Source organism: Bradyrhizobium sp., assembly GCF_027451485.1.
Classification (GTDB): domain Bacteria; phylum Pseudomonadota; class Alphaproteobacteria; order Rhizobiales; family Xanthobacteraceae; genus Bradyrhizobium.
In genome coordinates this window covers 50841-64817 of record NZ_DAIDJE010000114.1, presented here as the reverse complement: position 1 = coordinate 64817, position 13977 = coordinate 50841, and the positions used below count along the sequence as shown (strand labels likewise).

Below are 13977 nucleotides of genomic sequence, written 5' to 3'. Positions count from 1 at the left end.
GCGTCTTGCCGCGCGCTTGCACCGCGCCGATCAAAGGCATGGTGATCGCGCCGCCGGCATCGATCGCATAGGTGTTGGTGAGGCCTTCCTGGCCGTAGACCACGACGCGCAGCTTGTCGCCGGCATCGAGGCGATAAGGCGCATCGTGGAAAGCGCCGCCCGGGGCGGCATAGGCCACGGGCGTCGGGGCGGCGTAAGCGTTGCGCGGCGAATTGGCAAAGCTTGCGCGCGGCGCTGCGGAATACGAAGCAGGCTGCGGCTCTCCAGAGGCCAGCGCGTCGAGGTCGCTGCGCGACGCTGAGGCCATCGGAGAAGTCGTCTGCATGCAGCTCGCGAGCGCGAGCGCGGCCAAGGCAGCCGTGATCGGCAATAAAAGCGCGCGCGCAATCCGCACGAGGCCATTCCTTCCATAGAAACAGCCTCACTCTTGCGCCTGATATGGTTAACAATTGGTTTTTGCGCTGGCATCGGCGAGAGCAGCCGGACGATGCCGGCGGCTCTCCATGCGCGATGATCAGGCCGTCACGCCCGTCGGCAGCGGGCAGGACACACCTGTCCCACCCAGCCCGCAATAGCCGGCCGGATTCTTGGCCAGATACTGCTGGTGATAGTCCTCGGCGAAATAGAACGGCCCCGCCGGCGCAATCTCGGTCGTGATCGAGCCGAGCCCCTTGGCGGTCAGCGCGCTCTGGTAAGCGGCTTTCGATGCGGCTGCGGCCTCGGCTTGCGCGTCGCCGAACGTGTAGATCGCGGAGCGATATTGCGTGCCGACATCGTTGCCCTGGCGCATGCCCTGCGTCGGGTTGTGGCTTTCCCAGAATGTCTTCAAGAGCCGATCGTAGGAAATCTTCGCTGGATCAAACACCGCCAGGACCACTTCAGTATGACCGGTACGGCCCGAGCAGACTTCTTCATAAGTCGGGTTCGGAGTGTGGCCGCCGGCATAACCGGCAGCGGTGACAAAGACGCCATCGCCGAGCTCCCAGAACTTGCGCTCCGCGCCCCAGAAGCAGCCGAGCCCGAACACGGCCTGCGCAAATCCGGCCGGATAAGGTGGCAGCAGCGGATTGCCGTTGACGAAGTGGCGCGCGGCAGTCGGTATCGGCTCGGAGCGGCCCGGCAGCGCCTCGGCGGCGCTCGGCATTGTGGCGGACTTGCGCATGAACAGCATGAATCTCCTCCTTGGAACGGGACGCCTGCAACTGGCCTTTATATAGGTCGTTACGCAAAGTCCGGCAGGGCCGTTACGCGGAGCCATGGCGGCAGTCCGCGATCAGCCGGCCCGTCTCGATCCTTGGCGTATCAGTCCCTGGAGTAGCCGATCAGCGGCTTCTTCGGCCGGAACAGCAGCATCAGGAGAATGCCAAGCACCGCCATGACGGCGAAAACCGGCTGGTCGAGAATGAGGCGAACCACGTTGTCCCAGAGCCAGGGCGACAGCCGTTCAATCCAGGCATGGAAGGCCTGCTGGCTCGACTGATGGATGTCATTCCAGAATTGGCCGAGCCGCGTGAAGCGCAAGGTGTTATCGGCGACGAACCGCGCCCCGTCGTAAACCATGAAGACAAACCCGCCGGCCAGCAGCAGCAGTCCCACCAGACGGAAAAAGCCGCGGATCATGCGTCACCCACTCGTCTTGCGTTGTCCGATTGCAGTCAGGCATTAACGGCGGGTTGCAGGAAATTCAACCTCATCAGCGCCTTATGAGCCGCCCGGACCTCGGTTTCGTCACGCCCGGACCGGGTTAGGGCGTTGACGCTCCACCTTGCGGCCTCTATAACACCCTCCAATTGGCGGCGGGCGCAATCTCGCCGCCGCTGTTCTTTTGAGCATGGCTTCCCGAGCTTACGTTTCCGGAGTGGCATTCTCGACGGGGCAGGTTGAAAACCAATCAGCGTCGATCAGGCAAACCGTGGGTCGTTGTTTCGCCCACCTGCGATCGGTCACTGCCGAAGGACATTTGAGAACATGGCCAATACGACTTCCGCCAAGAAGGCGACGCGCAAGATTGCCCGCCGCACCGTCATCAATAAATCGCGCCGGACCGAAATGCGCACTTCCGTGCGCTCGGTCGAAGAGGCGATCAAGCGCGGCGACCGCAACGCGGCGCTCAAGGCAATGGCAAGCGCCGAGCCGGAGCTGATGCGTGCTGCGCAGCGCAACATCATTCACAAGAATGCCGCGAGCCGGAAGGTCTCGCGCCTTGCGCATCAGATCGCCAAGCTGGCGAAATAAATTTGATCGAAAACAAGATCTGCAAAAGCCCGGCTTTGCCGGGCTTTTGTTTTTTTCGCGTTGCATTTTTCCCGCACGAGAAACTCGTCCGCGCCGACTGCGACCGTTGCAAAAGCCGGTGCGATTACGGGGAATGAAAGTGCAGCTTGCGTGTTGCAAGATTGCACGCTCGAAAGGATCGTCGCGCAATCGCTTGCGATGCAGCGCCGAGGGTTACCCTTCAAGGGCGAGCAAAAAAAAATACGTTTGCGTAGTCACTTATCGGCATAGCGAAAATGAGTTGTTGGAAAATTCGACTCCGATGCGGCCAAACGTAAACAATTTATGAATTTATTTTGGGCAGCCCGCGCGAAATGTGACGGCGACGGCGAGCTTGGAATCTTTGCACAGATTCAAAATGTTGCGGCTTTGCAGAAAAGTCGCGCGCTGAATGAGCCAAGCGTCAAGTCGCTTGTCGAGGCAATTGCGCTGAATCATTTTCGTTGCGGGAAGCGAAGCTTGATGTACATCTAAGAGCGTTCGCAGCGCCCACGACCTTGAGACCAGCGCGGATTGAGACGGGGGCGAACGCGCAAATCGGCGGCGGTGTGTGCGTTAGCGACGCTCTCCAAAGAGATCGTCGGGTTCAGGCCCATAGCAATATGGGCAAGGGAGAACTGTGTCGAAATTTCTCAGGGCGAAGCATCCGTGTTTTCGTCATCTGAAAATAGAGAAATACGAGACAGTCGAACCGGCAGCCTGGACGGCAAGGAAAGCGAAGCGCGCGTGCAAGAGGTGAGTGAAGACGGGCGGAACGAGTGGCGTAGCTGGGCTGTTGTCGGTTTCAGTTATAGCCGGTCGGTTTGAAATGAATTGGAGCGACTACTTGCTGCGCCTGGTTGCGGCGAGAGGGGGAGGTAGCATGACTTGCAAATTCATTGGAATTTTTGATTCCGTTTCGATTTTAGACGACAGGGCGTTGGCCATCGCGGCATCAGACTGGGCCGCAGCAGGCAACGCTTCCGAGGCCGACGATAGCCGGCCTCTGGCGCGAGCTCCGGACACACCGTCGAGTACGCGCTAGCCTCGCGAAGCTTCCTTAAAGCCTTCAGGACTGCCCAACGGCGTTTCACCGAACGGCGGAGCCATGGCCAAAACGAGCTTCACACGAGGCACCCCCGTGCTCCGACCGCACGGTGGTTCCACCAACCACGGAATTAGTTCTCAACTCCCAAGAGAAAAGTCTAAGGCAATGACGAATACGGAACAGGATCGTTGGTCACGTGTGAAAGGACGGTTGCGTTCGAGCGTAGGTGAAGACGTCTACTCGAGCTGGTTTGCGCGCATGGATCTGGAAAGCGTGCATGATGAAAGCGTCCACCTTTCGGTGCCGACGCGTTTCCTCAAGAGCTGGATCCAGGCGCATTACGCCGAGCGCGTTTTGTCGTGCTGGCAGGCCGAAATGCCCGAAGTGCATCGCATCGATCTTTCCGTACGCACCGCGATGCGTTCCGCGGCGCCGGTCAAGGATATGTCGGTGCCCCAGATCGATGCGCGCCGCGTCGAACGTGCCGACAGCCGCCCGACCGCGGAGTTGCGCGCGGTGGCGACTGCGCCGGTGTCTGCCAGCCATGACGCGCTTGGCGGCTCGCCGCTCGATCCGCGCCTGACCTTTGCAAGCTTCGTGATCGGCCGGTCGAACACATTGGCGCACGCGGCTGCCCGTCAGGTGGCCGAGGGGCGCCGCGGCGATCCCGTGATGTTCAACCCGCTCTACATTCATGCGGGCGTGGGTCTCGGCAAAACCCATCTGCTTCAGGCCGTGACCTGGGCCGGCAATTCCGGCAGCGAGCGGAAGGTGCTGTATCTGACGGCCGAAAAATTCATGTACGGCTTCGTCGCCGCGCTGAAGACGCAGACCTCGCTCGCCTTCAAGGAAGCATTGCGCGGCATCGACGTGCTGGTGATCGATGACCTGCAATTCCTGCAAGGCAAATCCACCCAGGCCGAGTTCTGTCACACGCTGAACGCGTTGATCGATGCCGGGCGCCAGGTCGTGATCGCGGCGGATCGCCCGCCTTCCGATCTCGAAAGCCTCGATGACCGGGTGCGCTCGCGGCTTGCCGGCGGCCTTGTCGTCGAAATGGGCTCGCTCGGCGAGGAATTGCGGCTCGGCATTCTCAAGTCGCGCGTCGCCTCTGCCCGTGCTCATCATGCAAGCTTCGACGTTCCGGAACAGGTGCTGGAATATCTGTCTCGCACCATCACCCATAACGGCCGCGACCTCGAAGGCGCCGTGAACCGCCTGCTCGCGCACTCCAAGCTCAACAACCAGCCGGTGACGCTGGATATGGCCGAGCGCGAGGTGCGCGATCTGATCCGGCCGCAGGAACCCAAGCGGATCAAGATCGAGGACATTCAGCGGGTGGTGGCGCGGCAATACAATGTGAGCCGGTCCGACCTGTTGTCGTCACGGCGTACGGCGAACGTCGTTCGTCCCCGGCAGGTGGCGATGTATCTTGCCAAGACCTTGACCTTGCGCTCGCTGCCCGAAATCGGCAGGCGCTTCGGGGGGCGTGACCACACCACCGTCCTGCACGCCGTGCGCAAGATCGAGGCACTGGTCACCAAGGACGTCTCGCTGTCCGAAGAGGTCGAGTCCCTCAAGCGTCAGCTGCAAAACGAATCCTAGGGCAATTATCCATCTGCCTTCCCCGCGTCGGGAGGGCGGATGGAGCTCCGAGAGCAGCGGCAGGGCAAAACCTCAAAAGTTGGGAACGGTGGCGCGCATCCCTTGCGCTCGGCCGCCATCCGCGCCACTTTGTGGCCCCCCGAGCGGGCCGATCGAAACCAGCTTGACCGGCCTTCGGGTTCAAACGCCGCGGCGCGCCTTCGAGACCGCCGGGCTTTTCCAACTTCGATCAGGCGGGTTAGGACAATGAAGGTTACCGTCGAACGCGCGCAACTCCTGAAATCGCTGGGCCACGTCCATCGCGTGGTCGAGCGCCGCAACACTATTCCGATCCTCGGCAACGTGCTGGTCCGGGCCGAGAGTGCGCAGCTGTCGCTGAAAGCCACCGACCTCGATCTGGAAATCACCGAAACGTTGCCGGCCGAAACGGCGACTCCCGGTTCCACGACGGTTCCGGCGCACATGTTCTATGACATCGTGCGCAAGCTGCCGGACGGCGCGCAAATCGTGCTGGAAGGCGACGGCGACCGCTCGGTGCTGGCGATCCGCGCCGGTCGTTCGCGCTTCACGCTGCAAACGCTTCCCGAAAACGATTTTCCGGATCTTGCCGCCGGCGAGATGACGCATTCGTTCGCGCTTCCGGCCTCCGACGTCAAGCGGCTGATCGATCGCACCCAGTTTGCGATCTCGACCGAGGAGACCCGCTATTATCTCAACGGCATCTATCTGCATTCGGCCGGCACCGCCAAGGCCGCCACCTTGCGCGCGGTCGCAACCGACGGCCATCGCCTGGCGCAGATCGACCTGGTGCAGCCGAAGGGCGCCGCGGGCATGCCGGGTGTCATCGTCCCGCGCAAGACGGTCGGCGAGGTGCAGCGGCTGATCGAGGACAGCGAGGCTGAGATCAGGATTGAACTGTCGCTCGGCAAGATCCGCTTCAGCATCGGCAACGTGGTTCTGACCTCGAAGCTGATCGACGGCACCTTCCCCGATTACGGCCGCGTCATTCCGCAGAACAACGACAAGGAATTGATCGTCGACAAGAAGGACTTCGAGGCCGCGGTCGACCGCGTCTCCACGATCTCGAGCGAGCGCGGCCGCGCCGTGAAGCTCTCATTGTCGGCGGGCCGGCTGGTGCTCTCGGTCACCAATCCCGACTCCGGCAGCGCGACGGAAGAACTCGAGGTCGAATACGCCTCCGATCCGCTCGATATCGGCTTCAACTCGCGTTATCTGCTCGATATCGCCGCACAGATCGAGGGCGAGGTCGCGGTGTTGAAACTCGCCGATCCCGGTTCGCCCACGCTCGTGCAGGACAAGGATTCCAAGGGCGCGCTTTACGTGCTGATGCCGATGCGGGTGTGATACCTTGCCATTGCCGGGCTCGACCAGGTCAGCCCGGCAATGACAGCTCGCCATGACCCCATCCCGCATCCACCGTCTCGCGCTGACGCATTTCCGTAACTATCGCTCGGCGAGCCTGGCGACGCAGGCCGACGTCGTCGTGCTGGCGGGACCGAACGGCGCCGGGAAAACCAACTGCATCGAGGCGATTTCGTTCTTGTCGCCCGGCCGTGGCCTGCGCCGCGCCAACCTGGAAGACGTAGCTGATAACCAGGGCGACGGCTCGTGGGCGGTTTCCGCCGAGGTCGAGGGTGCGCTCGGACTGGCGACACTCGGCACTGGCATCGATCCACCCGCGCCGGATTCTTCCGTCAGCCGGCGCTGCCGCATCGACCGCGAGCCGGTGCCTTCCGCCACCGCTTTCGGCGATCACCTGCGCATGGTGTGGCTGACGCCCACGATGGATGGATTGTTCTTGGGGCCGGCGTCAGAGCGGCGGCGCTTTTTCGACCGCCTGGTGCTTGCCATCGACAGCGAGCACTCGGCGCGGGTATCCGCGCTCGACCGGTCGCTTCGTTCGCGCAACCGCCTTTTGGAGGTGCGCAATTATGACGACCACTGGTGCGACGCGATCGAGCGCGAAACCGCCGAACTGGCCGTCGCGGTCGCGGCGATGCGCGGCCAGACCGCTGCCAGGCTGGCTGCGATGCTGCGGGCGCGCGGCGCGGCCTCGGCGTTTCCTTCCGCCGGGATCGCGCTCGACGGCTGGATGGAAAACGCGCTGATGTCGGAACCCGCCACCTCCGTGGAGGATCGCTACCGGCAGATATTGCGCGACAATCGCCCGCGCGACGCCATTGCCGGCCGTACGCTGGATGGTCCGCATCTCACCGACCTCCAGGTGGTCTATGCGCCGAAAAACATGCCGGCGCGCGAGGCCTCGACCGGCGAGCAGAAGGCGCTTCTCATCGGCCTCGTGCTGGCGCATGCAGAATTGGTCGCGGAAATGACCGGCATCACGCCGCTATTGTTGCTCGACGAAGTGGTCGCGCACCTCGATCCTGGCCGCCGCGTCGCGCTATTTGCCGAGCTTGGCAAGCTCGGCGCGCAGGTCTGGATGACCGGCGCCGATCCAGCGGCATTTGCCGACATCGGCTCGCAAGGCGAAATCTTCAGGGTCGATTCCGGCCGGATTGGACGGCCCCTCTGAGCCGAAGACTGCGCTGGAAGAGGACGCCAAGGGGCCAGCGAATCGCGCTTTCCCGGCCTCCCAGAAATGGCCCTTGGCGGGCTTGAAAAATCCTTAAAAAATCCTATCTTTTCAGCACCTTGCGAGCCGAGACTTTGCGCTAGGCGCGCCCCGCCTTTCGTGGCAGAAATAGCGCCAATCGGCGCCCGTTTGCACTGCTGATTCGGACATCCTTTCAAAGGCCCCACATGACAGAACCTGCGCGGCGACCGATCGCCGATAACGAGAGTCCTGTTCCTGCCGAATACGGCGCGGAATCGATCCGGGTTCTCAAGGGACTCGACGCCGTTCGCAAGCGGCCGGGCATGTATATCGGCGACACCGATGACGGCAGCGGTCTCCACCACATGGTGTACGAGGTCGTCGACAACGCCATCGATGAAGCGCTCGCCGGCCACGCGACCCTGGTCGAGGTTGTCCTCAACGCCGACGGTTCCGTCACCGTGCGTGACGACGGCCGCGGCATTCCCGTCGATATCCATAAGGGCGAGGGCATTTCCGCCGCCGAAGTCATCATGACGCAGCTGCATGCCGGCGGAAAATTCGACCAGAACTCGTACAAGGTCTCGGGCGGCCTGCATGGCGTCGGCGTCTCCGTCGTCAACGCGCTGTCGAGCAAGCTGCAATTGCGGATCTGGCGCGACGACAAGGAGCACTACATCGAATTCGCCCATGGCGACGCGGTTGCGCCCCTCAAGGTGGTCGGTGATGCGCCGGGCAAGCGCGGCACCGAGGTCACTTTCCTGGCCTCGCCCGAAACGTTCAAGAACATCGAATATGATTTTGCGACGCTGGAGCACCGGCTGCGCGAGCTCGCCTTCCTCAATTCCGGCGTCAACATCGTCCTCTCCGATCATCGCCATGCGGTCGAGAAGCGCGAGGAGATGCACTATTCCGGCGGCGTCGAGGAGTTCGTCAAATATCTCGACCGCAACAAGAAGGCGATCGTGCCCGCGCCGATCATGGTGCGTTCGGAAAACAACGGCATCGCCGTCGAGGCCGCGCTGTGGTGGAACGACAGCTACCACGAGAACGTGCTCTGCTTCACCAACAACATTCCCCAGCGCGATGGTGGCACCCATCTGGCCGGCTTTCGTGGTGCACTGACGCGCCAGGTGAACGGCTACGCAGATGCCAATGCCAAGAAGGAAAAGATTCAGCTCACCGGCGACGATTGCCGTGAGGGCCTGACGGCCGTACTTTCGGTCAAGGTGCCCGATCCAAAGTTCTCATCGCAGACCAAGGACAAGCTGGTGTCCTCCGAAGTGCGGCCGGTGGTCGAGAACGTCATCAACGAGGCGCTCCAGGCCTGGTTCGAGGAGCACCCCACCGAAGCCAAGGTCATCGTCGGCAAGGTCATCCAGGCGGCGGCCGCGCGCGAGGCCGCGCGAAAGGCGCGCGAATTGACGCGCAAGAACCCGCTCAGCGTTTCCTCCCTGCCGGGCAAGCTCGCCGACTGTCAGGAGAAGGATCCTGCCAAGTCCGAGCTCTTCATCGTCGAGGGCGACTCTGCCGGCGGCAGCGCCAAGCAGGGCCGTAACCGCGAATTCCAGGCGGTGCTGCCGCTGCGCGGCAAGATCCTCAATGTCGAGCGCGTCCGCACCGACAAGATGCTTTCCAGCGAGCAGATCGGCACGCTGATCACTGCGCTCGGCACGGGCATCAGCGACGATTTCTCCATCGACAAGCTGCGTTATCACAAGATCATCGTGATGACGGACGCCGATGTCGACGGCGCCCATATCCGCACGCTGCTCCTTACCTTCTTCTACCGGCAGATGCGCGACATCATCGATCATGGCTACCTCTACATTGCCCAGCCGCCGCTCTACAAGGTGACGCGCGGCAAGTCGGAGCAGTATCTGAAGGACGAGCGGGCGCTGGAGGATTACCTGATCGAGGCCGGTCTCGACGAATGCGTGTTCAAGCCGGCGTCCGGCGAGGACCGGTCGGGCCGCGATCTGCGAAACCTGGTCGAGGATGCGCGCGTCATTCGCGCCACCCTCAATCATCTGCACAGTCGTTATAACCGCAACGTCGTCGAGCAGGCTGCCATTGCCGGCGTGCTGCGCCATCAGGTCTTCGGCGATCCGCCGAAGGCGGTCGCCGCCGCGGAATATATCGCCAAGCGGCTCGACGCGCTGGCTGACGAGGTCGAGCGCGGCTGGATCGGCCGCTTCACCGAAGGCGAAGGCTTCGTGTTCGAGCGCACCGTGCGCGGCGTCAAGGATGTCGCGATCCTCGACGATGCGCTGCTCGGATCGGCCGATGCGCGCAAGCTCGACGAATACGCCGCGAAATTGCAGGAGGCATATCCCCGCCCCGGGCTGCTGCGGCGCAAGGACAGCGAGACCGCCATCCATGGTCCGGTCAGCCTGTTCGAAGCGGTGACCGACGCCGGCCGCAAGGGCCTCAATCTGCAACGTTACAAAGGTCTCGGCGAGATGAATCCCGAACAGCTCTGGGAAACCACGCTCGACACCGAGGCGCGTTCGCTGTTGCAGGTGAAGGTCAAGGAGGTCGACGAGGCCGACGACATCTTCACCAAGCTGATGGGCGATCTGGTCGAACCGCGCCGCGAGTTCATCCAGGATAATTCGCTGAGTGCGAACGTCGACGTGTGATGATGGCCCCCTCATCGCGCGAATCGTCCCTCGAATCGCTCGATGAGATAGGCCGCCATGCGGCCGAGGTCAGGGCGGCCGCATGCTTTCCCGGGTCACCAATCAGGCGTGGAACGCAAGAGCGGCATCGATGCGCGGCGCGCCGCCGTTACGCTGTCGGTCGTGCGTTATGACGCTGCGCTCGCCTTGCGCATTCCCTCTGTCGCGCGGATTGTTTGAAGGCTTCTGGAGGATGTTGTTCGAGGCGGCTGCTGATTGCGGTAAATTGTTCTCAAACGTATCGTTGCGCGCTGTGAGGGGTGTCCGATGCCGCACATGCATATCAATCTCTTCATCCAGGGTCGCGGACACCATGAATCGGCTTGGCGCCATCCGAAATCCTCACGCCTGCCGCTCACCGACATCCGCTACACGGTAGAGCTGGCGCAAAAGGCAGAGGCCAGCCAGTTCGATTCGATCTTTCTCGCCGATGTTCTGGGCCTCTGGAACGACGTCGAGAGCACGCCGTTCAACTGGCTGGAGCCGATCACCTCGCTTGCTGCCGTCGCCATGGCGACCAGCCGCATCGGGCTGATAGCCACCTGCTCGACCACCTATACCGAGCCCTACAATCTGGCCCGCCAGTTTGCCTCTCTCGATCACATCAGCCGCGGCCGCGTGGGGTGGAACATCGTCACCACCTGGTCGCCGCAGGCCGGCGCCAATTTCGGCCATATCGGACAATTCGCCCATGCCGATCGCTACGAACGGGCCGAGGAGTTCATGAGCGTCGTGAAGGGTCTCTGGGACAGCTGGGCCGATGACGCCGTGCTCGACGACCGCGCAAGCGGACGCTATGCCGATCGCCGGCGGGTGAGGGCAATCGACCACAAGGGGCCGAATTATCCGGTGCTCGGTCCCCTCAACATGCCGCGCTCGCCGCAGGGGCGTCCGGTCTTTGTCCAGGCCGGCTCGTCCGACACGGGAAGACGGTTTGCCGCTCGCCATGCCGAGGCGGTGTTCACCGCGCATCTCGAGAAGGCGGCGGCACAGGCGTTCTATGCGGACCTGAAGCAACTCGTCGCCGCCGAAGGCCGCGATCCCGGGTCTGTCGTCATTCTGCCGGGGATCAATCCGGTCATCGGTTCGACGGAAGCGGAAGCCGAGCGATATGCGGCCGAGCTCGACGAACTCTCCGATCCCGAAGTCGGTCGCCACCGCCTGTCGCAGCGCTTCGGCGGACACGACTTTTCCAATCTCGCGCTGGATCAGCCACTTTCCGTGGGAGACTTTCCCGATCCGAGCACGAATGAAGCGTCCCGCAGCCGCACCGAAGCCGTGGTTGCGCTGGTGGCACGCGAGCGGCCGACGCTGCGGCAGCTGCTCGCCAAGCTTGCCGGCGCGCGCGGACATTTCACCGTCACCGGACCGCCGGAAAAAATAGCTGACGTCATGCAGGACTGGTTCCAGACCGCCGCCGCCGACGGCTTCAACCTGATGCCGCCGGTGCTGCCGCATCAGCTCGATCTCTTCATCGCGGAAGTCGTGCCCCTCCTGCGCAGGCGCAATTTATTTCGTGAGTGTTACGAAGGTGAAACCCTGCGCTCGCATTTCGGGTTGTCGCGTCCGGACGTCAGGTTTGGTTGATTTCACCTGACCAACCGGAGTAGCTGGAAAGCCGTTTTCGTTGGGAGGACACGCTCAGTGCCGCCGATTCAGTACACCGTCGAGGGGGGCCATCGGCTCAGTGGCACGATCCAGCCGTCCGGCAACAAGAACGCCGCGCTGCCGATCATCGCGGCGGCGCTGCTGAGCGAACACCCGGTGACGCTGGAGAACGTTCCACGTATCCGCGACACCGAAACGCTGGTCGAGTTGATTCGCTCGGTCGGTGCTTCGGCGGAGTGGCAGAAGCCGAACACGCTGGCCATTCACGCCAAGAGTATTCGCGCCGCCGATCTTGATCCGGAGTTATGCGCGCGCATTCGCGCCTCGATCCTGCTCGCCGGTCCGCTGTTGGCGCGCTGCGGCGAGGTGGTGTTGCCGCCGCCCGGCGGCGATGTCATCGGCCGCCGCCGGCTCGATACGCATTTCCTGGCGTTCGAGCAGTTGGGCGCCACGGTGACGGCCTCGGCGAGGCTGGAATTGCGCTGTCCGCGCCTCAAGGGCGCAGACGTCTTTCTCGACGAGCCAAGCGTCACCGCGACCGAGAACGCTCTGATGGCGGCGGTCGCGGCCCACGGCACCACCTACTTGCGCAATGCGGCGTCCGAGCCGCATGTGCAGGACCTCGCGAATTTTCTGGTCGCGCTCGGCGCGAACATCGAGGGCATCGGCACTAACACCATGGCCGTGTACGGGCCCGCCAGGCTGGGCTCCGTCACCTACGCGATCGGCCCCGACCATATCGAGGTCGGCTCGCTGATCGGGCTTGCTGCAGTAACGCGCTCAAAGCTTCGCATCGCGCGGGCCGGCGTCGAACATTTGCGCTCGATCCGGATGGGCTTTGAACGGCTCGGCATCGTCTGCGAAATCGCAGGCGACGATCTCATCGTGTCCGATTCCCAGACGTTGAAAATACAGGACGATTTCGGCGGCCATGTGCCGAAGCTGGAGGATCAGCCCTGGCCGGCGTTTCCCGCCGACCTGATGTCGATCGCGATCGTGACGGCCACGCAATGCGCCGGCGTCATCCTGATGTTCGAAAAGATGTTCGAATCGCGGATGTTCTTTGTCGACAAGCTGATCGCGATGGGCGGCCGTATCGTGCTGTGCGATCCGCACCGCGCGATTGTGGCCGGCCCAAGCCGCCTGAAGGGCGCGCCGATGACATCGCCGGACATTCGCGCCGGCATGGCAATGCTGCTCGCGGCGGCCTGCGCCGAGGGCGTCTCCACCATCAACAATGCCGACCAGATCGAGCGCGGTTATGAGCGGATCGACGAGCGGCTGAACGCGCTCGGCGCCAGGATCACCCGCGTGCCCGAGCGCGGCGGCTAGTGGAGCGGACCTGAGAGTCCCAACCGGGCCGCAAAGCCGGCCACCGAATGTCGATCCTGAACGCCAGTCGAGGTCCGCTACTCGTGGCGAAGCGGAAGACGCCTGGTTTGGTGGTTATTGATGGCTTTTGGAGCCAAAGCACGCCTTTCGGATAGATGGTGATCCGGCGCGGTTTAAGCGTGTCGGGTGGCTGTTCCTCTCGGAGGATTTCAGCGGCTGGAGGGAACCGTCAAGGGAATCAGCACACCCTGACCGTTTATGATCTCCTGCGCCGGCTGCTTCATGCGGTGCGATTTGGCATCGTAGCCAAGATCATGGTTGTCATCGTCTTTGCCGCCCCACATGGAACGGATTTGCTCATCGGGATCGGCATAGTTCGATGAGCCGTCGGCGGCCGTGCCGAATGAGGAATCCGTGGAGAAGGCAGATGCATGATGCATACAAAGCAGCATGACCGCCATCGCGGCCGTAACGAAGACAAGGCGCATGGACGTTGCTCCAAATCAGGCAGATACGTTAGCGCATGCTGGACGGTAGAACTGTTACGTCTGCGCAACACTTGTCAAAGATCGACGAAGCGGCAGGCATGACAATCTGCCGCGGCCTTCGCCGGTCCAGTTCTGGCCCGAACCGATGGCCACTTCGGCGCGAAATAGTGCCATCTGATCCGGCTGCAGCAGCGATTGCCAATGCCAGGCTCAATCGCGCGCTTTTTGAGCAAAAGCAAGAAGGTCTCGTCCCAATGGATCGAAACGAAACGGTGTTCGCCTTGGTTGCGGACACCTCCGTGATATTGCCGGATCAGGACGCAATGAGGCCACGTTCATGTTTGACGTTGTGGCAGGCCCGGATAAGATAGGGCGAGTTGCTGAAAC

11 protein-coding genes are annotated in these 13977 nt (G+C 62.6%); 7 read left to right on the top strand and 4 right to left on the bottom strand.

Going from position 1 to position 13977, the window contains the following annotated elements:
- The 3 genes from NEZ08_RS15145 to NEZ08_RS15135 form a co-directional block, all read right to left on the bottom strand.
- A partial coding sequence (locus NEZ08_RS15145; RefSeq protein WP_298108261.1) for a polysaccharide biosynthesis/export family protein occupies positions 1-325 on the bottom strand: 325 nt, incomplete at its 3' end.
- A gap of 189 nt (positions 326-514) precedes the next feature.
- Positions 515-1171 (bottom strand): peptide-methionine (S)-S-oxide reductase MsrA, encoded by a 657-nt coding sequence (gene msrA / locus NEZ08_RS15140; RefSeq protein WP_298108251.1) that lies wholly within the window; start codon positions 1169-1171, stop codon positions 515-517.
- A 131-nt stretch (positions 1172-1302) separates the two neighbouring features.
- Positions 1303-1620, bottom strand: coding sequence for a hypothetical protein (locus NEZ08_RS15135; protein ID WP_298108249.1), 318 nt, complete (start codon positions 1618-1620; stop codon positions 1303-1305).
- 348 nt (positions 1621-1968) lie between these two features.
- Here NEZ08_RS15135 and rpsT point away from each other — a divergent pair, with 348 nt between their 5' ends.
- From rpsT to murA, 7 genes are all read left to right on the top strand, one after another.
- Positions 1969-2235: a 30S ribosomal protein S20 gene (gene rpsT, locus NEZ08_RS15130; protein ID WP_298108246.1), complete on the top strand. Its 267-nt coding sequence runs from the start codon at positions 1969-1971 to the stop codon at positions 2233-2235.
- Between the two features lie 1231 nt (positions 2236-3466).
- Complete coding sequence (gene dnaA / locus NEZ08_RS15125) at positions 3467-4906, top strand: chromosomal replication initiator protein DnaA (protein WP_298108244.1); 1440 nt, start codon at positions 3467-3469, stop codon at positions 4904-4906.
- Positions 4907-5152: 246 nt separating this feature from the next.
- Positions 5153-6271 carry a DNA polymerase III subunit beta gene (gene dnaN / locus NEZ08_RS15120; RefSeq protein ID WP_298108242.1) on the top strand — a complete coding sequence of 373 codons (1119 nt, stop codon included), beginning with the start codon at positions 5153-5155 and terminating at the stop codon, positions 6269-6271.
- Positions 6272-6323: 52 nt separating this feature from the next.
- Positions 6324-7460 (top strand): DNA replication/repair protein RecF, encoded by a 1137-nt coding sequence (recF, locus tag NEZ08_RS15115; RefSeq protein WP_298108240.1) that lies wholly within the window; start codon positions 6324-6326, stop codon positions 7458-7460.
- Between the two features lie 227 nt (positions 7461-7687).
- Complete coding sequence (gyrB, locus tag NEZ08_RS15110; protein ID WP_298108238.1) at positions 7688-10123, top strand: DNA topoisomerase (ATP-hydrolyzing) subunit B; 2436 nt, start codon at positions 7688-7690, stop codon at positions 10121-10123.
- A gap of 306 nt (positions 10124-10429) precedes the next feature.
- A complete protein-coding gene (locus tag NEZ08_RS15105; protein ID WP_298108236.1) occupies positions 10430-11749 on the top strand; it encodes an LLM class flavin-dependent oxidoreductase in 1320 nt (439 codons plus the stop codon).
- A 57-nt stretch (positions 11750-11806) separates the two neighbouring features.
- Positions 11807-13102 carry a UDP-N-acetylglucosamine 1-carboxyvinyltransferase gene (murA, locus tag NEZ08_RS15100; RefSeq protein ID WP_298108234.1) on the top strand — a complete coding sequence of 432 codons (1296 nt, stop codon included), beginning with the start codon at positions 11807-11809 and terminating at the stop codon, positions 13100-13102.
- 209 nt (positions 13103-13311) lie between these two features.
- Here the strand turns inward: murA and NEZ08_RS15095 are convergent, their stop codons facing one another.
- Entirely contained in the window at positions 13312-13563 is a 252-nt protein-coding gene (locus NEZ08_RS15095; protein WP_298108232.1) for a hypothetical protein, read from the bottom strand.
- Between the last annotated feature and the right edge of the window lie 414 nt (positions 13564-13977).

Bases quoted from the DNA above. Each gene is read 5' to 3' on its own strand.
- msrA (WP_298108251.1), bottom strand. From the start codon at position 1,171: ATGCTGTTCATGCGCAAGTCCGCCACAATGCCGAGCGCCGCCGAGGCG.
- NEZ08_RS15135 (WP_298108249.1), bottom strand. From the start codon at position 1,620: ATGATCCGCGGCTTTTTCCGTCTGGTGGGACTGCTGCTGCTGGCCGGC.
- rpsT (WP_298108246.1), top strand. From the start codon at position 1,969: ATGGCCAATACGACTTCCGCCAAGAAGGCGACGCGCAAGATTGCCCGC.
- dnaA (WP_298108244.1), top strand. From the start codon at position 3,467: ATGACGAATACGGAACAGGATCGTTGGTCACGTGTGAAAGGACGGTTG.
- dnaN (WP_298108242.1), top strand. From the start codon at position 5,153: ATGAAGGTTACCGTCGAACGCGCGCAACTCCTGAAATCGCTGGGCCAC.
- recF (WP_298108240.1), top strand. From the start codon at position 6,324: ATGACCCCATCCCGCATCCACCGTCTCGCGCTGACGCATTTCCGTAAC.
- gyrB (WP_298108238.1), top strand. From the start codon at position 7,688: ATGACAGAACCTGCGCGGCGACCGATCGCCGATAACGAGAGTCCTGTT.
- NEZ08_RS15105 (WP_298108236.1), top strand. From the start codon at position 10,430: ATGCCGCACATGCATATCAATCTCTTCATCCAGGGTCGCGGACACCAT.
- NEZ08_RS15095 (WP_298108232.1), bottom strand. From the start codon at position 13,563: ATGGCGGTCATGCTGCTTTGTATGCATCATGCATCTGCCTTCTCCACG.